The organism is Paenibacillus qinlingensis, from assembly GCF_013204845.1.
In the GTDB taxonomy this organism is placed as follows: Bacteria; Bacillota; Bacilli; order Paenibacillales; family NBRC-103111; genus Paenibacillus_E; species Paenibacillus_E qinlingensis.
On sequence record NZ_JABMKY010000015.1, the window covers coordinates 69,725 to 87,325 of the forward strand.

The following is a 17,601-nucleotide window of genomic DNA, read 5'->3' on the forward strand; positions in this document are numbered from 1 at the left end:
CAGAAACGTAATAGTTTATATTCACCACAATTACTTTAATAAATTTGAATTACCTATCCTGGCAAAATTAATAACATATTCGGCAATAAGTAAATCCATTTCCGTATCAATATCAATTGAACGTTCCTTGGTCATTAAATACCCCGCAGTCTCACTACGTAGAAAAGATTTATGTTCTTTAAGCCATTCGACTTTAGCAACATATAAAGCGCCATTTAATACATAGGATTTAGGGAGATCCTGTCTCCTTGCTATGCTTTTCATATCAATAATCGGGGTTAATCTACCTGATTCATTAAAGTTATACATCCAATATGGACTCTTGTCTGGTTCACATACTGACACACATGAATAGAAATTGTTATTTATACAGTGTTCAATACCACCATCAATATCATCAATCTTTCTGAGTATTGAAGTTGGCTGCAATAAAACAACATAATCATATCCATTAATCACATCAAGAGCATGAAGAACAGGCTCAATTCCTGGCGTATCATCTTGTGAAAGTTCCTCAGGTCTATCAAGTACTTCACTACCAAAAAGTGTCGATACTTGTTTGATTTCTTCATCTTCAGTTGAAACCACTATTCGATCAATATATTTAGATTGCCTTGCTTCCTCAATTGTCCAAGCAATTAGTGGTTTACCAGCTATTGCTCTCAAATTCTTCCGATGAATCCCTTTAGATCCTCCTCTTGCGGGAATGATGGCAAGAATTTTATGGTTATTAATCATAAGAAGACCTCTTTAAATTCATCATTGGCTTTCTCATAATCTGCAATTTGTCCAATATCAACCCAGTACTCTCTTATTGGAAATGCTGAGACTGGCCTTAGACTTGTCAGATTTTTTTCAAATAAAGTAGGCATATCAAAGAATGCTTTCTTTGGAATATGCTTTAATAAATCAGGATCAAGTAAATATATTCCCGCATTTACGAAAAAACTATATACCGGTTTTTCTTTTATATTTAAAAGCTTATCATCATTTAGTTCAACTACACCATAAGGCACTTGAAGAACATGATCTCTAACACACATAGTAGCAATAGATTTTTGCTCCTCATGAAAGTCTAACAACTGAGCAAAGTTTACCTTAGTAAGAATATCTGCATTCATCACAAAAAATGGAGAAGACGGTTTTTCCTCTAGCAAACTTAAAGAACCGGCTGTGCCCATTCTCTCATTTTCCCTCAAATATCTAATTTCGATATTCCATTTTGAACCGTCACCAAAATAATCTTCGATCATATCTGCCATATAATTTACTGATATGTAGAATTTACAAAATCCATGTGTAATAAAGCTTTCAATAATTGTCTCCAGAAGGGGTTTTCCCCCCACGTTTAAAAGGGGCTTTGGACACTGATCTGTTAGTGGTCGTAACCTTGTTCCTAAACCACCTGCCATTAAAATGACCCAATTATCCCTTTCTTCTGTTACATTGCCATCTTTCATTAGTAAATTTAGTATTTTACCATTATTATCCAATATTGGAATATGCCTGAGTTGTTGTCTCTTCATTAATTCCAATATGCTTGGACGACTATCTGATAATTTTGCAGTAATCGGCTTCTCGTTCATAACTTCTTGTACAGATGATTGTAAAGAAATACCTCGAAGAATTCCTCTTCTAACATCACCATCGGTAATTACACCTAACAAAATTCCGTTCTGATCAGCGATCAGAGCAATTTGCAACCCTCCCTCATCAATGATTTTCAAAGCATCAATAATAGGAGTGTCTACGCTTACGAGTACTTGTCTCCAGTTCATTTCAGCACCTCTTATGTTTCATTTCTTTGTGCCTGAGATCACCCATTCTTTTACACAATCCACCCGATTGTGTGCTTGACGCGAAATCAGTTCCACTTCATTTATCATAAAACATTCAAAGAGATCATTTATCTCATTATAATCCGTAAATCGGGCATACCCCTTACCTGAAATCGGCCCTTCTGAGACCATATAAGCATTTTTACCGACTTTCTCACCTGTCCCATCGCCCCAACATGTGGTTGCAAAAGTTCGAGAGAAAATTTTTCCATTGCCTATTAATACACGGCTAGCTTCCTTATATATTTCTTTTGAATCTTCGTATGAGTTACAACAAACTGACTCATTATCTATTACAGCATGAAAAAAATTATCAGGATATGGAAGTTTTTTGAAATCACTTGTTATTACTTCACCTTGCCACCCATGACACTCATTATTTAAACGTTTTGTAGCTAGCTCAACAGCTGTTTCAGAACCATCTATACCATATACAGTAAACCCTTCCCTAGCTATAAACCATAAATTCGCCCCGGGACCACAACCTAATTCTAATACTCTCACAGTTTGACGATTATGTACTTGATAAAAATTTCGTGCAATAAATCGAATCAGATCCTCCCCAGGGTATTTCCCCCAGTTTTGACTACTATATATTTTTTCCCAAATCGGATCCCAACTCATACTTTTCCCCCTAGAATCTATAAAATAATATTTTTTCGGTTGACCCTTTATTTTCTCCTAACCAATTCTCTTTTAACTGTCCATAAATAGTTTCGTTAAAGATTTTTTTTCCTATATAAAAATCTTTTTGATTTTTTGAAAAGCCCTTTTTAAAAAACAGCAACAAATTTTCTGGATTCGCATCCGTACCTCCACCTAAATGAAGGAATTCGTAGTTGTAATTTTTCAAAAACATTACTGCTTCATGTAAAATAAAATTTGTTGCCCCCAACCGCTTTCCTTCAGCATTGGAAGCTGAAAGGTGATATTCTGCGTTCTTTCCATGTAAGAGAAACAAAGCTGCCCCTACTGTTTTCCCTTCAAACTTCGTTATGAATAGCTTGGCGTGTGACCAATTTAAAATTTCAGAAAAATAATCCTCTGAGAAATGATAAAATGGATTAGAATTTAAACTCTTCATGGTATGTATATATAATGAGACAAAATTTTCTATATCCTCTTTTGATTTAAAATGTTCAATTTCCAAACCCTCATTACTTGCTTTTTTTATAGCTGTTCTAATTCGTCCTTTGTAATTTGACCAGGTATCACTTTGCAGATCAATCCAAACGACTTTCCTGTCTATCATAACAGCTCCTGAATACCATTTTGCACTCTCTAGCATGGGATGGAATCTCATAAATTCAACAATAATATTGTTTTCAACACACCAATCACAATATACTCTCCATGCAATTGAAAGGAATAACGGATCCAAACAGTTACTTATTGGTCCACCATAGCCATAAGGTGACTGTATATCTTTATAAAGGGTACCTGGAATTACCGAAATATGAAACGCATGGTAGTATATTTTCCCCACCTGCCTATATACAAAAAAGGCTGATTCAAGAGAGACATCACGCTTAGCATCGATTTTCACATAATCAGGATGCAAGTAAGGATTTTGATACATCGGATCTAGCTCATTGAATACTTTCAGCGCTTCCTCATAATTAACAATCATCTTTCTTTATTACCTCATCGGCTCCGTATGACCTTGTTGCCACTTTCCCAATAAAATCCCAGTATTGAAGTGGAGAGATGCCTGTTCCTGGTCTTTTCATAGTCAAATTCTCAACTGAATAAACTTCACCCAATCTGATCTCGGTAGCAGCAACTAAGCTCTTTCTAGCAATTTCAATATTTTTAATTTCTGATGCAGCCGGTAGTTTGACCGAATGTCCTAAAGCAACTTCAATATTTCTTATAGATGAAACCAAAGTTATTAATTCATCCGGATCAATGGAGGCTTGATGATCAGGACCTTCTAAATTTTTATCTAATGTAATATGCTTTTCAATAATAGCTGCTCCTCTTGCTGCGGCAGCTATTGATACTTCAATGCCAAGAGTATGATCAGAGTAACCTACTTCTAATCCAAATGATTGTTTCATTGAATCCATAACTTTTAAATTAACATCTTTATATGGTGTTGGATATTCAGTCGTACAGTGTAATAAAACCACCTTTTCCCTTAAAGCAGCTTGACCAGAAACTGAATAATAAGATTCATAAAAATGCTTTATAGAAGGTTCTTCCTTAGAATTGATATATCCAAAAGCCAAAACTCCAAGTGCAGTTTCTATATCACCTAACGTGCACATTCCCGTCGATAATATTACTTTCCTCCCTGCTTTAGCAACATTTAGTAGTAATGGACCATTTGTAATTTCCCCAGAAGGAATCTTAATCGTTTCTAGTTCAAATTCAAACAGAAGTAAGTCTAGACTCTCTAAATCAAACGGAGAGGATAAAAATTCAATATTATGCTTTTTACAATGCTCAATTAGAATAAGATGTGCATTTTTATCTAATTCCAACTTCTTTACCATTTGAAATTGTGATTCATCAGAATCTGTTGTTTTCATCTGATAATCTGCTTTTGGTGCATAACGACTTATTTCATTCTCAGTAATAAAGGTTTGAAATTTCACCGCATCTGCACCTGCTCTTGCAGCAATTTCAACTAAATCTTTTGCCATATCTATCGAACCATTATGATTAACGCCAGCTTCAGCAATAATATACGCTTTTTTATTGTTCATTTGAAAACCCCATTTGATGAAATTCTTTTATTATTAAATGTTTATAGTCAGAGAAGCTTTTAATTATTTCATATATTTTTACAGAACTTTCTCCTTCACCATAAGGATTAAACACGTGTTCACAGTCCAAAGAAATTGCACGCTGGATAGACTCATATATTTCTTGCTCTTCTGGTTCACAGTTCAATACCGATTCAGCAAGCAACCTCCCCCTTTGCCGATCTCCGATGTTTACTGTAGGCTTTTTAAATGAAGGAGCCTCGTATAAACCACTAGAAGAGTTACCAATAACTACATCTACCTGAGCCATTGTGCTTAAATACTTATATTGTCCCAGTGAGACATATGATTTTACGTTATTATGCCTTTTTTCAAAATCTTCTATCATCCGAATAAGCATACGTCCGTCACTATCAGCATTTGGTTTGGTTATAATGATGCCAAAGTCATCTCCAAGTCTCGATAGAGCCGCTAACAAGCGTTCAAATTGCACACTTGGATTCTCTTTATCGAGTGTACTAGGATGAAACGTCACTAACGCATTTTTACTTTTCCAACTGAAACTCAGTAACTTCGATAATTGTTTACGATTAGCTAATTCCATGTTCTTAATCAGATCAATTCCTGGACTGCCAACATTATAAATATACTTAGGGTTCTCCCCAAGCTGTCTTACTCTTTCACCCGATTCTTTATTCGTTACAAAGTGCAAATGAGACATCTTTGTGATACTATGCCGGATCGCTTCATCATACGCACCTTGCGTGACATCTCCACCACCAATATGAGCAATTGGAAGTTTTGCTATAAGTGCAGCTTGTGCTGCAGCTAGTATTTCATATCGATCACCGAGTAAAACCACTAGGTCAGGCTTCAGTCTCTCGTAACCGTCAGCAAAACCAATTATACCTAGTCCAATTGATTTGGTGACACCTACTGCTGTATCGCTTGATAATATCATTTCAATTCTTTCGTTAATCATAAATCCATCTTCAAGAATCGTTTTATAAGTAAGACCGAACTCGTGAGAAAGATGTGACCCTGTTGCTATAATTTGCAACTCAATCTCTGCATCCTCTCTCAAAAACAACATTAATGAAGATAGAAGTCCATACTCCGCTCTTGTTCCGGTAACCACACATATTTTCTTAGTCATTCGTTACCTCTTCTTAGAAAAACGCTGCTTGGAATATTGATGATACTTGATTCCAGTTTTTCAGCCGTAGAAAGGTCCATTCTAGGACTTTCAGCAAACATGGTCAATCGGTGCATTAATTGCCACACAGGTCGAGTCATTACTCCTACCTCATTGGTACGTTCTAAAATTTGGTCACGCAAAGCTCTTCCTTCTTTAATCATAAGAACATTTAACCAGTAGTTACTTCTAGAAAATTCGGGTTCTTCAAAGAAATCAACACCCTCTATCTCATGAAAAGCACTTTGATAAGCTCCAGCTAAATTACGTTTAGACTCAATAAAAGTCGATAATTGTTCGATTTGAGCACACCCTAAGGCCGCATTAAGATTCGGCATGCGATAGTTATATCCAATATAATCATGAGAAATTTCCCATTTGTGAGGGATTTTTGAAGTCGTAGTTATATGCTTGGCTAATTTGGCAAGTGGCTCATGATTGGTCAAAATTATCCCGCCACCACCTGTTGTAACGACTTTATTCCCATTAAAGCTAACCGCGGAGAGCATACCCCAATTCCCCGTATGTTTTCCTTTATACATAGTTCCAAGGGACTCGGCAGCATCTTCAACCATCACAATCTTAAATTGATTGCAAACTTCTAATAATGCATCCAAGTCAACTGCATGCCCAAAAGTATGCATGGGTACAACAGCTTTAATCCTTCTTCCTGTAACTCGATTAAAACAGCCTTCTTTATTAGTTACAGTAATAGCTTTTAAATATTCTGAAAGCTTCTCTGGTGAGATCCCTAACGTCTTTTCGTCACTATCTACAAAATGGGGAATTGCACCACAGTAAGCAATCGCATTAGCAGTTGCTATAAATGTAAGAGTTGGAATTAAGACTTCATCTCCAGGACGTATATCAGCTAATAAGAGACAAATATGAAGCGCCGCTGTACCATTAACGGTAGCAATGGCATATTTAGCACCTGTGAAGTCTGAAATCATATCTTCAAATCGTGTTACATACTGGCCTACTGTTGAAACCCATCCTGTATCCAAACAATCCTTGACGTATTCCCATTCATTTCCCGAAAATTGCGGTTCGTGCAATCCTATTGGATTCTTCTCATCGACTGCAGCAACATCCCTTATAGCTTTTATAATATCTTCTGCTAGTTTAGTCATATATTATAGAAGTTGGCTTTATATTGAGCACGATTATCCTTATCGCTGAACCACTTAATCGTCTCCTCCAGGCCTCTTCTTAAACCTTCTTTCCCAGCATATTCAGGCTCCCAACCTATTCTCCGAGCCTTTGTGTTATCCGCCCATAAACGATCTACTTCACTCTTCTCCGGTCTTAACCTTTGAGCATCGGTGATAACACTTATCTTTACTCCCATAATATCCGCTATCATTTCAACTGTATCTTTAATTGATATTTCATAATTACTGCCTATATTGATTACTTCACCGACTGATTCATCCGATTTCATAATGGAAATAAAACCTCTTACTGTATCATTAATATAATTAAAGTCTCTCGTAGGACCAAGCGATCCTAATTTTATTTCTGTTGCCCCATTCAGTAATTGTGTTATTACCGTAGGAATTACAGCTCTTGCAGATTGTCGAGGTCCATACGTATTAAATGGTCTAATAATAGCGATAGGAGTTGAAAATGATGAATAAAATGACATTGCCAATTGGTCCGCCCCAATTTTGGATGCTGAGTATGGGGATTGCCCCTGTAATGGATGATCTTCTGTAATTGGTACAAATTGCGCAGAACCATATACTTCACTGGTAGATGTATGAACTACTTTGGCAATTTCTAATTCTCTCGCGGCTTGTACAACATTTAATGTTCCTTTGATATTCGTATCAATATAAGTCTCAGGCGAATGATAAGAATATGGAATAGCAATAAGAGCAGCCAAGTGCATGACGACGTCGCAATTTTTCATCGCTTGTTTAACTCCATATGTATCACGAATATCACCTGAAAAGATCTCCATACTGTCAATGATTTCTTTAGAAGAGTGATCCAGCCACCCCCAGGAGTTGAAAGAATTATACATTGTAAATGCCTTGACATTATAGCCCTCTTTAACTAATTCTTCAGCTAGATGCGATCCAATAAAACCGTCCGCACCAGTTACTAATATGTTCTTTGCCACATCTGTCACTCCAATCCGAAAGCTTCAATTACTAACCTACTATATCCAAAACAGCTTCACTAGTTACTTTATAAGTATCTTGCAAAAGTAGCGCGTCATGTTGAATCACATAAACGAAGTCGCCAAATTCTTTAAGTATTATTTTACCCTTAACTAAAATATTGTTTTCTCCCCTGATTTGAGCAACCTTTTTAAGAAAGAAATCATATTTCACCCTATTCATAGGCAAAATAATCGAATTAAAAAAGTCGTTCTTTGACACTTTGTTCATAGCCGCATCTAATTTTGGCATTACATTCGCTAGTTTCTGTTGATCATATTTATTTATAGCTTTATCTATTTTCCTTAAATTCTCAACAACTTCATCCAACTCTTTTAGTAAGACTTTATAGGAGTAGCTCATTTTATTAATTTTGAATTTCACATTATCTAAATCATAGGAATCATGTCTTTTTGTGTACCAGTCAGCTTGCACAACAGGGACTTTTAATTCTGTTTCTATTACGTCCTTTAAAGAACAATATGTCGTGTGACTGATTCGCGCGCCTCCATTAGTCGTATTAATAACCTTTAGATCTGGTCTTCGACTAATTAGACTCTCCATTTGTATGCGCATTTGACTCCAATCTTTATTCGTATAGACTTCCCCTCCAGTTACACTTGGTACCGAAATCGCTGTTTCCAAAGCGTTTCCTACATCAACACTGTCCTCAATAACAAGCGATGATTTTGAATATATCTGATTGTTTTTATATGCAAAATTTTGGCCTACGAGAACAATTAAACTACAGTTGAGCGTTTGCAACAATTGTGTTGTAATAATTGAAATAGAAGCAGCATCATTGACCAGGTTAACTGGTTCTCCTGTTATACTCTTTATGAGAAACGAAGAAATCGTATCTTGACTAGTTAACATATGCAACTTGGGACCAGGGTACTGATTCACAACCTCATGAGCCACGCTGCTTCCATAAATTAATGGAATTGACTTAATATCCTGCTCTATTACTTTTTCGAAAACTTTTAGATTTAAAGGAGATGGATCATACGTACATGCGGCATCAGGATATATCCCATAAGCTAATAAACCGTTAATGGCTGTTCCCACCGAAAATATATAGGCTAATTTATTCTCCTTAATATATCTTAGATTATCTAGTTCTTCCTCAAGTGAAGGTCCTGCTGCAACTAATACAACTGGTTTGTCGTTAAAGGTTTCTTTTGTATCTATCATAATATCTGGAGTCTGCAAAATTGTTGGAAAGTTGATCAAACTGTTAACTACCCATCTCTTCTCATAAGTCGCATTAATTTGTATCGATTGTATTTTATTTGAAAAAGACTCTTTATATTGTTTATTTACTTGTTGTGTTATTTCCGGAAATAATCTTGAATAAGCCGGATGAATAACAAGCACAGATCCGCCATGATAAGTGTCTACTATATAACGTAGGTAATTCGATATATCCGCCTCTTCATATAACAGAAAAATATCTTTCAATTTTGAAAATGAGAGTTGGTCAAGTAAACGGCATTTAATATACTCGTGAAATAAATCCGGGAAAGGTTCTAAAATTGTATAAGATAAATCAGGATGTTTCTTATTAAACATCTCGATGTGGTAACCAAGTCCACAACCGAAAAATACTACGTGTCTATAATCGGAAGTAGACTCTATACTAGCAACGAATTGCTCTGCTTCTACTACAGGATTATACTTACTTAATAATTGCATCATATTCCCGTTTACTTCAACTGCCAAAGTGGGATTTCCATCTTTCGCCATAGATACTTGCATCTCAGACAGCTTATACTTACTTGATAAATTCAATAATGCATTATAAACAGCAGGGAATTTATCTTTTAATTTATTTAGGTTTTTTTCATAAATCATTTTTCAACACCCTCAACCTCTACAATTTTTAATGAAATATCTTTCAATTGAGTAAGTGCAGGGAATATTTCATATTTAATTAAATCTGCTAGAAGGGTGTAATCGGAATTACTTAAAGCAATTTCAATATTACGAATTTCCTTAATTAGTACCTGTAGATGCACTTCATACTCTTGTCTATATACATTTAGATTATCCATTTCTGTAAATGCTTCATACACTTTAAGTATAAATTGAATACCTTCAAACAAGTGACTGATCTTGCTCCATGTTTTGTCAGTCATTTTATTATATATCTGTGAAGATAAAGCTTCTACTTCTGGAAGAGCACTAGACAGGTAATTTACCGTATCTATTAACCGTTGCATCATATGTCCTCTACGGGAAATAAAAATAAACTCAACCTTCTTAATCTCCGATAAACGTAATAATAGATATCCTCGGATATCCTCATGTATTTCGACTCCATCAACGAATACACGCTCAATATATAAGTTTTCATCCTCTATTAGACCATTGACTTGACTAAACACATCTTCAACACTTTCCGCGCTATTACTGAGAATAAACCAATCATCTCTCAACTTAATTTGCAAAATAAACCCTCCAATAATCTCATGTCTTTTACTATTATATCGGAATACTGTCTCGAAAATGTAAATACAAGTTTATGGTAAAGTAAAAAGACTCTAGATTAACTAGAGTCTCTTTACTTCAAACTAGGTATTAACGAAGCAATTGAAGAACGCCTTGAGGCTGTTGGTTTGCTTGTGCCAACATTGCTTGAGCTGCTTGAGAAAGGATGTTGTTCTTAGTGAAATCCATCATTTCTTTCGCCATGTCCACATCACGAATTCGGGACTCAGCAGATGTCAAGTTCTCGGAAGCAGTTTGCAAGTTGTTGATTGTGTGCTCCAAACGGTTTTGAACAGCACCCATTTTGGAACGTTGCGAGGAAACATTTTTAATCGCGCTATCCAAAGAAGTTAACGCTTGGGACGCATTTGTTGCAGTAGAAACATCAACGGATGATAATCCTAGTGCAGCCGTTCTCATATCGCCAATACCAAAGCTAATCGTTTGTCCTCGGTTAGCACCAATTTGGAATGTTACTCCTCCATTGCTTGTTGCTTCTGTTTGTGCTTGAGACAAACCAAGATCTTGAATCGCTGTTTGACCAGTTTGATCTTTGAAATTGATAGGACCATTTTCATTTGTAATAACAAAGCGGCCATCATCACTCACATTAACTTGTGCTTGAGAGATGAAACCATCTTGACCAGATGATTTACCAGTAGTACCGTTGTAAGCAGTGATTGCAGCATTAATTGCAGTTTGCAACATTGCTGCGCCACTTGCCATTGTAGCGCCGTTTGCGAGACCAGATAAAGTAACCTGCATTAGCACACCATTTACTGTCATATCGGCAGTAGTACTAGCAGCAACAGTCGTACCATTATAGTTAGTTGTTCCTACAGCTTGAGTACCGGTTGCGCCAAGGATTTTCCCACCAAGTACACCAGCACCTGCTGTAATACTGGAATCTACACCTTTAGAACCACTCTCTAGAACTAGCTTCCCAGAAGCATCAACGTATCCAGTAACGTGAGCTACATTTTTACCTGCAGCATCAATTGCAGCGTTAATTGTATTTACAATTAGATCTTTTGCTTTATTTTGAGTTGTAATGTCTGTTGAAATACCTTTTAATGTGTTTTTATCTTCTGTCGATAGATTTTGCCAATTTACATCGATGTTAGTTCCATCAATTTTGAGTGTTTCTGTTTTAAAATCAGCATCTAAAGGGACACCGGAAGCCATAGTACCTGACCCAGTTATTGTACCACCAGTCAATTTAGCTACAGCTGCACTAGTTGTAGTATCTTGTGCAACATTAGATGTACCAGCGGATTTCAAAGCACCATTCAATAATTTTTGAGTATTAAACTCAGTTGTGTTACCAATACGATCGATTTCGTCTTTCAATTGTTTTACTTCTTCTTGAATCGCTGCGCGATCGTCATTTGTGTTTGTTCCGTTTGCGGATTGGTCAGCCAATTCGCGCATACGTTGAAGGATCGAGTGAGTTTCGTTCAATGCACCCTCTGCTGTTTGAATCAAAGAGATACCATCTTGAGCATTTTTGGAAGCCATATCCAAACCACGGATTTGTGCTCTCATTTTCTCGGAGATTGCTAGACCAGCTGCATCATCACCAGCGCGGTTGATGCGAAGACCGGAAGACAATTTCTCAAGGGATTTGCTTGCTGCTGCTGTGTTACCCGTCAATTGACGGTGAGTGTTCGCTGCTGCGATATTGTGATTAATTCTCATTTGTTTCTTCCTCCTGAAGGTTCGTTTGATCCACATCCATGTGGATTTATTTTGGGCTCACAAGCGGGTCGGCCGCCCAGCTTGAGGCCCGTTGTTATATATATCGTCCTAGCGATTCCGAAAGTTTATAGGTAAATTAAAAAAAATGTCGACCCCTGGCCGACATTTTTGCTCTATTTAGACTTATTCATTAACTTACTTAGGTTCAAAGGACTAATCGGATTAGAAATCGCTTCTTTGTTCGATTCTTGTATGTTCTGATAGATCTCTTTGCGGAAAACTTCGACATGTTTTGGAGCGCGAATGCCCACACGAATTGTGTCTCCTTCACTACCCAGAACGACGATCTCGATCTGATCACCGATCATAATCGATTCTCCTTTTTTCCTGGCCAATACGAGCATACTCCTCACCCCTCTACTTGTGTTGGTTCGCCTACTTCGCTTAACACGATTTCATGTTTGACGTTGTACTCCGAGTCGTGCAAGATAATCTGCTTGGCAGACTGCTCTTGTACATTCCATATGATCGGCGCTAAGAGATTAAGTGTGATCTTCGTGAAGTCATCATTTACTGTAACCACTGACCAGACTAGTACATCTTCTGGCTTCTCAATCTTTAATTCAGTCTGCACAGCCTCTGGAATATTTAACTCATAATCTTTAAAGAAAAGGAAAGGATCTGTCACCAAAAAAGCAAGACCGCCTTCTTGAACGGATTGGAAATATGAGAAAGGAGCACTATCCGCAGGCTGAACCAAAGTAAACTGAGTTAGTTCTTCAAAGCCTGGCACTCCTTGTGTAAACGTGACGATATCTGAGTCCTGCACTTCGATCTCACCGAAAAATAAAGTCGTAATTTTCATCTGCCTAGCTCCTTCATTTGAACGAATAATGAGAAAACCTCTATCGAGGCCATTCGAAGATGAGCGACCGCGTTTAGAGGTAGGTTTTATCGCCAATAATCAAGCTGTTTTCGGAAACCGAAAACTTATACTTTCTTATGTGGTAAAAAAGCTATAGAAATCATCTATAGCCTGATTATACCCCATTATGTTTTGAAATCAATTTGTGACACTGAGATATCAACCTTAGGATACTGTCTCATGTAAATATCAAGCTTACCTCGATTGTACTCAATCTCAGGCTTATTTACCCGTGCATTAACATTTACTTTACCGTCTGTAACATTGATTTCAGCTTTGCGTGCTGTGTACGTTATATCAACATTATCATAAGCTGCTTCCCCGTAGTAATCGAACTGCGGACGGCTAATACTAAGCTCTTTCGCAATCTCAGCAATTGCATTCCCGCCATGATGAATGGCAGCCATCCTATTGCCATCCTCTACGCGCCTAGCGATCCCTTGCATAGCGATTTGTGAACATTGAGAATAGATCCGGCTCAACGCTGTAAGAATCGGTCCTTGACCAAGAGCATCCCAAGCTCGACTTTGATCTATCTCTAGTTCTCCTCTAGGCTGTCGTATGTCCTGTTTAGGACGATCGACTTGCATTTCATAAGTTGCTCTAGGCTGTCGAATATCTTGCGTTCCGAGGTCGGCATCTATTCCAATTAGAGCCGGTTGTTGGCTTATTTGTATTTGTGGAATACTTGGCACTTCAACCGCCTCCTAATTGAAATTATTACCGCAAGAAATCAACTAATGTAGGGACAATCACTTTGGATCCAGCAGAAAGCGAAGCCTGGTAAACGTTCTCTTCCATTTTCAAATTGGTGATGACCAATGACATATCCGCATCTTCTGTCTTCGACTGCAGACTTTGCAAGTTAATCCCAATGTCTTGCAAGCGTTCCTCTGCGAGCTGAACGCGATTCGTTTTGGCACCAATATCCGCACGCGCCCCCAAGACTCCACTCAGCCGTTGATCCATAAGTTCAATAGACTTCTGAATACCTGGTGTTGTGCCTGATGCTAAAGCCGCAGATAAATCTTTTAATATTTGAAAAGCGTTATTCACATCGCCAGATTTACCAAAAATCTCTTCCGCTGTTTTATTCATGGCGATTTGAACGCCGGCACCAATTTCAAACTTAATTTCACCGCTATCCGTTACAGCATTTGCTGCATTATCTGGGTCAGGGAATGGGGCTTTATCTGTGATTTGTCCATTGAAAACAAACTTTCCATTGAACTGACTATTTCCTATATTTGTCATTTGATTATACAGTTGGTCAATTTCGGTTTTCATGGCATTCAGCGACTCTTCCGAGTTCGTACCATTCGCAGCCTCTACAGCAAGTTCACGAGCTCTTTGCAATACGCTACCTGTTTGATCCAACATCGTATCCGTATAATCTAGAAAAGAAACCGTCGCATCAACGTTTCTCTGATATTGATCATTCGTTTCTAGCTCACTACGGTAGCGCATAGAGAAACTAATTCCCACTGGATCATCTGATGGCTTATTGATCTTGCGACCTGTTGACAATTGATCTTGAAGCTTATCCATTCGAGATAAATTTCCATTCAAATTTCGCAGTAATTGTGTATTCAACATGCCTTGTGTGACGCGAAGAGCCATTGCAATTCCACCCCAAACTTCTAGTTTTGTTACTTACATCTATCTGCCTACCGTACCCATCGAATTAATCACTTTATCTAACATCTCATCAAATGTAGTTAAGGAACGCGCTGCCGCGTTATATGCGTGCTGGTATTTAATCATATCAGCCATTTCTTCATCTAACGAAACACCGCTTACGGATTGACGTCTTGCATCCACTTGATCGACAAGAATCTTCTGATTAGTAACTTGGCGTTGAGCCTCTTGCGTTTGAACCCCAATCTCGGAGACTACCGCACGAAGGAACTCATCAAATGTACCGCCATTCAAAATAATTTTGGTAACACCAGAGCCATCAAAATTATATTTTTGATTTTTAATTCCCGCCAGTTTCAGCGCTAGCTCATTATTACCTTTAACGACATGCTCAACACCATTGGCATCAAGGTATGTCTTAGCTGAAGCTGCAATATTTTCAACATTATCTGTAATATTCGCACTAACTTTAAACGTTGCTGCTGCAGTACTGAAATCAGCAATTGGAGTGAAGAAATCTCCACCTTTTGTAGGAGGGTCTTTCAGGGTGTATCCTTCTTTATGCGCTGTATTAACTGCAGTTACAATGGTGGAAACCATTGAATTTAATTGATTCTTATACTCTGAAACATAACGTTGGTTGGATAGCATAAGTCCATAAAGCTCACCACTGTTCAAGTCAGTTGGATACGCTGAAGCTGCTGTATTCTCATCGAACTCTGTTGCTGTGCTTGCCACTACCAAGTCCTGATTGCCCATTTTCACACGGTAGCCACCAGATTCTTCTTGAACGGAAACATTGATGACTTTGGACAGCTCATCGACTAGCAAATCACGCTGATCGCGAAGATCATTCGCATTATTGCCAAGACCTTCAACACGGAAGATCTCATTATTCAGGCCGGCAATTTGCTTCAGTGTTGTATTGACCTGTGTGACTTTAACCGAAATGTTGTCATTTAAGTCGGATGCAAGATCGTTTAACTGTTTCGCTGCATGATTAAACGCGTCTGTTACTGCTAATGCACTTTCTTTAACTACGGCTCTCGTCTCCAAGTTATCCGGTTGTTTACTAAGCTCCTGCCAGGAGTTCCAGAAATTATCGAGTACTTGACGAAGCCCCGTATTAGACGGTTCATTAATAATTGCTTCTAGTTTCTCTAAAGTATCTTGGCGAACAGTCCACTCGCCTAGACTCTTATTCTCATTTGCATATTGCTTATCTAGGAAAGCTTCACGAATACGTTTCACTTCTGTAAACTCGACACCCTGCCCCATTTGTCCAGGGATTGTTGAACGGTTAAAACTTAATGCCTCAATGGGCTCAGATGCGACCATTTTGACAACCTGGCGTGAAAAGCCCGGCGTATTCGCATTCGCGACGTTATGTCCAGCTGTAGTAAGTGCTGCTTGTTGCGTAAGGATTCCACGCTTGGATATTTCAATTCCGCCAAAAGTTGATCTCATGGTTTCTCTCTCCTATGCCCTACTGGGTATTCTAATTAAGATTTAAACCTAGCCTCTTCGATCGAAAAGTCCTTGCCGATTTCCGCTCTTAGCTAGGTTCGGATTTTTGTACACCATATCATCATCTGGCGGTCCAATAATAAGATCCAGTGAATAGTCTACAAAAGCCAATGATTGCTCAATCAATTGTTGATTGATTACGTTACTTAATTTCAGTTCCTCTATGGTAACAAGCAGCATTTGTTGAGCTTTCATAAGCGCTTGCTTCTCTTCAGCTTTAAAAATAACTTTAATTAAATCACTCACCGTGATGTTGGGATTGGGATTGTAACCTCTTGATATCAAGTAAGAACCGATGAATAAAATGCGTTGTTGATTCGCCTCTGCAATCGCTCTAACCCACTTGTTCTCTCGATTAACAATCATATTGAGTTCATCAATATTGTTGCTGACAAGAACCTGCTTCTTCACGTTGGATAGTTCAAGCAATGCCTCATGCGCTTCCTGCAGTGCGTTCATCGTTTCCAATAAAGGCTGTATTGACATGATCGTCACCCACTTTTATCTCATGTATAAATGAGTTGATTATTTCAAGTACGGCAGCATCTTCTCTGCGATTTTACCCGCATCCACATGGTAAGTCCCAGATGCAACTGAAGATTTCAATTGATCGATTCGAAGGGATTGCTCTTCTGTTCGATTTCCTTGAGCACCAAGCAGTTCTTTCGCTTCAGCAGATATCTCAACCTGATCCTTCGCTTTACCCTTCTTCCCTGCAGCCTGTGCGAATGCGGATTCTCCTGTTTTCTTATATGGATTCACATTACCGATGCGCCCATTATCATTAATTTTCATACCGATACACTCCTATATTCTCTGACCTAAAAAATAAAATGCCGATAATCGTTAGAACTATTATCGGCATCTTCTATATGAAACTTTATATCTCAACTGACCTATTTCGAAATTAGTGGCGGTCCCGCAAACGTTCTTGAATTTTAAAGCTGACTTTACTTTCCTGAGAAGACTGATCTTGCCTACGCCGCTCATCCTCCGAATTATTCCTTACATCCTTTACAAGCTTCATTCGGCAAGGTTCGCAAATCGTATTTTCACGGATCAGAGTTCCACATACTTCACATGGATACGACATATTAGGCGCATGCAGAATGGAAATACGGCCTTCACGAATGAACTTTGTAATTTGTTTAAGAGAGACACCTGTTGCTTCGCTTAAATCGTTTATATTGACGCCTTTATTTTCACGCAGATACTTCACACATTTCTCATATTGCAACTCTAGTTCTTTCATGCAATTCGGACAAAAATCTGCGAAGCCTTTTACAAATATTTTCCCACAACGTGAACAATTCTGCACATTCATACTCATTGTATGTCCCCCTTTTCAGCATTCCCAGTTTCCACTTTTTAATTCCAGTTTACCGCAATTCGACAGCTTTTGCCTAATACT

The 17,601-nt window shown here is 38.0% G+C and carries 19 protein-coding genes; all 19 read right to left on the minus strand.

Features of this window, described 5'->3' with window-relative positions:
* Window positions 1-30 precede the first annotated feature (30 nt).
* The 19 genes from HQN88_RS23795 to HQN88_RS23885 all read right to left on the minus strand — a co-directional run bounded on the left by HQN88_RS23795 (window position 31) and on the right by HQN88_RS23885 (window position 17,514).
* Window positions 31-738, minus strand: a complete 708-nt coding sequence (locus HQN88_RS23795) for an acylneuraminate cytidylyltransferase family protein (protein ID WP_173117191.1) — start codon at window positions 736-738, stop codon at window positions 31-33.
* Window positions 735-1,778, minus strand: a complete 1,044-nt coding sequence (locus tag HQN88_RS23800) for a nucleotidyltransferase family protein (RefSeq protein ID WP_173117201.1) — start codon at window positions 1,776-1,778, stop codon at window positions 735-737. The genes HQN88_RS23795 and HQN88_RS23800 overlap by 4 nt, the downstream gene beginning before the upstream one ends.
* An 18-nt stretch (window positions 1,779-1,796) precedes the next feature.
* Window positions 1,797-2,462 carry a class I SAM-dependent methyltransferase gene (locus HQN88_RS23805; RefSeq protein ID WP_173117202.1) on the minus strand — a complete coding sequence of 222 codons (666 nt, stop codon included), beginning with the start codon at window positions 2,460-2,462 and terminating at the stop codon, window positions 1,797-1,799.
* Between the two features lie 10 nt (window positions 2,463-2,472).
* On the minus strand, window positions 2,473-3,468 hold the full coding sequence (locus HQN88_RS23810) for a GNAT family N-acetyltransferase (RefSeq protein WP_173117204.1): 996 nt from the start codon (window positions 3,466-3,468) through the stop codon (window positions 2,473-2,475).
* Window positions 3,458-4,549 (minus strand): N-acetylneuraminate synthase, encoded by a 1,092-nt coding sequence (neuB, locus tag HQN88_RS23815; protein ID WP_173117206.1) that lies wholly within the window; start codon window positions 4,547-4,549, stop codon window positions 3,458-3,460. Before neuB ends, HQN88_RS23810 begins: the two co-directional genes overlap by 11 nt.
* Window positions 4,539-5,705: a UDP-N-acetylglucosamine 2-epimerase gene (gene neuC / locus HQN88_RS23820; protein ID WP_173117207.1), complete on the minus strand. Its 1,167-nt coding sequence runs from the start codon at window positions 5,703-5,705 to the stop codon at window positions 4,539-4,541. The genes neuB and neuC overlap by 11 nt, the downstream gene beginning before the upstream one ends.
* A complete protein-coding gene (locus HQN88_RS23825; RefSeq protein WP_173117209.1) occupies window positions 5,702-6,877 on the minus strand; it encodes a LegC family aminotransferase in 1,176 nt (391 codons plus the stop codon). The genes neuC and HQN88_RS23825 overlap by 4 nt, the downstream gene beginning before the upstream one ends.
* On the minus strand, window positions 6,874-7,872 hold the full coding sequence (locus tag HQN88_RS23830; RefSeq protein WP_173117211.1) for an NAD-dependent 4,6-dehydratase LegB: 999 nt from the start codon (window positions 7,870-7,872) through the stop codon (window positions 6,874-6,876). The genes HQN88_RS23825 and HQN88_RS23830 overlap by 4 nt, the downstream gene beginning before the upstream one ends.
* Window positions 7,873-7,903: 31 nt before the next feature.
* Window positions 7,904-9,766: a motility associated factor glycosyltransferase family protein gene (locus HQN88_RS23835; protein WP_173117213.1), complete on the minus strand. Its 1,863-nt coding sequence runs from the start codon at window positions 9,764-9,766 to the stop codon at window positions 7,904-7,906.
* Complete coding sequence (locus tag HQN88_RS23840) at window positions 9,763-10,362, minus strand: hypothetical protein (protein ID WP_173117215.1); 600 nt, start codon at window positions 10,360-10,362, stop codon at window positions 9,763-9,765. The genes HQN88_RS23835 and HQN88_RS23840 overlap by 4 nt, the downstream gene beginning before the upstream one ends.
* A 130-nt stretch (window positions 10,363-10,492) precedes the next feature.
* Window positions 10,493-12,100 carry a flagellin N-terminal helical domain-containing protein gene (locus HQN88_RS38165; RefSeq protein ID WP_173117217.1) on the minus strand — a complete coding sequence of 536 codons (1,608 nt, stop codon included), beginning with the start codon at window positions 12,098-12,100 and terminating at the stop codon, window positions 10,493-10,495.
* Between the two features lie 173 nt (window positions 12,101-12,273).
* Window positions 12,274-12,504: a carbon storage regulator CsrA gene (gene csrA / locus HQN88_RS23850; protein ID WP_068669513.1), complete on the minus strand. Its 231-nt coding sequence runs from the start codon at window positions 12,502-12,504 to the stop codon at window positions 12,274-12,276.
* A gap of 5 nt (window positions 12,505-12,509) precedes the next feature.
* Entirely contained in the window at window positions 12,510-12,965 is a 456-nt protein-coding gene (fliW, locus tag HQN88_RS23855; RefSeq protein ID WP_173117219.1) for a flagellar assembly protein FliW, read from the minus strand.
* A 185-nt stretch (window positions 12,966-13,150) separates the two neighbouring features.
* Entirely contained in the window at window positions 13,151-13,720 is a 570-nt protein-coding gene (locus tag HQN88_RS23860; RefSeq protein ID WP_173117221.1) for a DUF6470 family protein, read from the minus strand.
* A 25-nt stretch (window positions 13,721-13,745) separates the two neighbouring features.
* Window positions 13,746-14,645, minus strand: a complete 900-nt coding sequence (flgL, locus tag HQN88_RS23865) for a flagellar hook-associated protein FlgL (RefSeq protein ID WP_173117223.1) — start codon at window positions 14,643-14,645, stop codon at window positions 13,746-13,748.
* 39 nt (window positions 14,646-14,684) lie between these two features.
* Window positions 14,685-16,130 (minus strand): flagellar hook-associated protein FlgK, encoded by a 1,446-nt coding sequence (gene flgK / locus HQN88_RS23870; protein WP_173117225.1) that lies wholly within the window; start codon window positions 16,128-16,130, stop codon window positions 14,685-14,687.
* Between the two features lie 48 nt (window positions 16,131-16,178).
* Entirely contained in the window at window positions 16,179-16,676 is a 498-nt protein-coding gene (locus tag HQN88_RS23875; protein WP_216855806.1) for a flagellar protein FlgN, read from the minus strand.
* Window positions 16,677-16,715: 39 nt separating this feature from the next.
* Entirely contained in the window at window positions 16,716-16,985 is a 270-nt protein-coding gene (gene flgM, locus HQN88_RS23880) for a flagellar biosynthesis anti-sigma factor FlgM (RefSeq protein WP_173117227.1), read from the minus strand.
* Between the two features lie 112 nt (window positions 16,986-17,097).
* The gene (locus HQN88_RS23885; RefSeq protein WP_173117359.1) at window positions 17,098-17,514 is read right to left on the minus strand and encodes a flagellar protein; all 417 of its coding nucleotides are present in this window, start codon (window positions 17,512-17,514) and stop codon (window positions 17,098-17,100) included.
* Window positions 17,515-17,601 lie beyond the last annotated feature (87 nt).

Bases quoted from the DNA above. Each gene is read 5' to 3' on its own strand.
- HQN88_RS23800 (WP_173117201.1), bottom strand. From the start codon at position 1,778: ATGAACTGGAGACAAGTACTCGTAAGCGTAGACACTCCTATTATTGAT.
- HQN88_RS23825 (WP_173117209.1), bottom strand. From the start codon at position 6,877: ATGACTAAACTAGCAGAAGATATTATAAAAGCTATAAGGGATGTTGCT.
- neuB (WP_173117206.1), bottom strand. From the start codon at position 4,549: ATGAACAATAAAAAAGCGTATATTATTGCTGAAGCTGGCGTTAATCAT.
- fliW (WP_173117219.1), bottom strand. From the start codon at position 12,965: ATGAAAATTACGACTTTATTTTTCGGTGAGATCGAAGTGCAGGACTCA.
- flgM (WP_173117227.1), bottom strand. From the start codon at position 16,985: ATGAAAATTAATGATAATGGGCGCATCGGTAATGTGAATCCATATAAG.
- HQN88_RS38165 (WP_173117217.1), bottom strand. From the start codon at position 12,100: ATGAGAATTAATCACAATATCGCAGCAGCGAACACTCACCGTCAATTG.
- neuC (WP_173117207.1), bottom strand. From the start codon at position 5,705: ATGACTAAGAAAATATGTGTGGTTACCGGAACAAGAGCGGAGTATGGA.
- flgK (WP_173117225.1), bottom strand. From the start codon at position 16,130: ATGAGATCAACTTTTGGCGGAATTGAAATATCCAAGCGTGGAATCCTT.
- HQN88_RS23875 (WP_216855806.1), bottom strand. From the start codon at position 16,676: ATGTCAATACAGCCTTTATTGGAAACGATGAACGCACTGCAGGAAGCG.
- HQN88_RS23810 (WP_173117204.1), bottom strand. From the start codon at position 3,468: ATGATTGTTAATTATGAGGAAGCGCTGAAAGTATTCAATGAGCTAGAT.
- HQN88_RS23795 (WP_173117191.1), bottom strand. From the start codon at position 738: ATGATTAATAACCATAAAATTCTTGCCATCATTCCCGCAAGAGGAGGA.
- csrA (WP_068669513.1), bottom strand. From the start codon at position 12,504: ATGCTCGTATTGGCCAGGAAAAAAGGAGAATCGATTATGATCGGTGAT.
- HQN88_RS23835 (WP_173117213.1), bottom strand. From the start codon at position 9,766: ATGATTTATGAAAAAAACCTAAATAAATTAAAAGATAAATTCCCTGCT.
- HQN88_RS23885 (WP_173117359.1), bottom strand. From the start codon at position 17,514: ATGAATGTGCAGAATTGTTCACGTTGTGGGAAAATATTTGTAAAAGGC.
- HQN88_RS23805 (WP_173117202.1), bottom strand. From the start codon at position 2,462: ATGAGTTGGGATCCGATTTGGGAAAAAATATATAGTAGTCAAAACTGG.
- flgL (WP_173117223.1), bottom strand. From the start codon at position 14,645: ATGGCTCTTCGCGTCACACAAGGCATGTTGAATACACAATTACTGCGA.